This is a genomic window from Ruegeria spongiae, from assembly GCF_023502395.1.
GTDB lineage: Bacteria > Pseudomonadota > Alphaproteobacteria > Rhodobacterales > Rhodobacteraceae > Ruegeria_C > Ruegeria_C spongiae.
Genome location: NZ_JAMFMB010000090.1, coordinates 1 through 825, shown reverse-complemented (window position 1 = coordinate 825; position 825 = coordinate 1). Strand labels below are relative to the sequence as shown.

The window sequence follows — 825 nt, the reverse complement described above, 5'->3', positions numbered from 1 at the left end:
CTAGGGCCTGTTAACACTTAATCATATCGACGATGAGAGCGAAGTTCAGGAATGCGCGGTACATCACGTCGAGTTTTTCAAACCTCGAGAAGATGCGCCGGTATCCCTTCAGTCTGCGGAAAAGGCGTTCAACTTCGTTGCGCCGCTTGTAGATGGTCCGGTCGTAGTCCCATTTGATCAGCCGGTTTGCCTTGGGCGGAACGACGGGGGTCATGCCCAGATCAAGAACCAACTGGCGCGTTTCGTCACCCTCATAGGCCCGATCCATGATCATGGCCGCCCCCTGGGGCGGGGAGTGCCAGCTTTCCAGCAAGGCACGTCCCTCGGGTGCATCATGCGCGTTGCCGCTAGACAGGCTGAACGTCAGTGCAAAACGGTCATTTGCGGCGATTAGGTGGACTTTGGTGTTCCATCCGCCGCGCGACTTGCCAATCGCTTGCGGTCCGTTTTTTTGGGCGCGCCGGTCCCATCGGGATGCACTTTGACACTCGTGCTATCGAGGCCCAGACAATCCACGGACACGCAGATCATGTGGTGTTTCTGAAGCGCGTCGAACAAACGGTCCAGAACGCCCGCATCCGCCCAACGGCGCATCCGGGTGTAGACAGTGTGCCAATTGCCAAACCGAGGTGGAAGTGCCCGCCATTTGCAGCCGTTCTCGGCAACAAAAAGGATGGCGTTGATCATCGTCAGGTTTGAAATCTGCACATTCCCACGCTGAACCGGAAGGTAAGGACGGATCAGCGCGTACTGCTTCTCTGTTATCTCATTCATAACAAATACTTAGCAGACACGCACATTAGACGGTAGTGTTAACAGGCCCTA

Annotated in this window: 1 protein-coding gene; it reads right to left on the bottom strand. The window is 55.8% G+C overall.

Going from position 1 to position 825, the window contains the following annotated elements; genetic code table 11:
- Nucleotides 1-10: 10 nt before the first annotated feature.
- Nucleotides 11-774 (bottom strand): IS5 family transposase gene (locus tag M3P21_RS22370; protein ID WP_249713717.1). Its coding sequence is split into 2 segments (ribosomal slippage): nt 11-456 and nt 456-774, totalling 765 coding nucleotides; the frame shifts between segments, so codons are not numbered across the junction.
- Nucleotides 775-825: the final 51 nt, after the last annotated feature.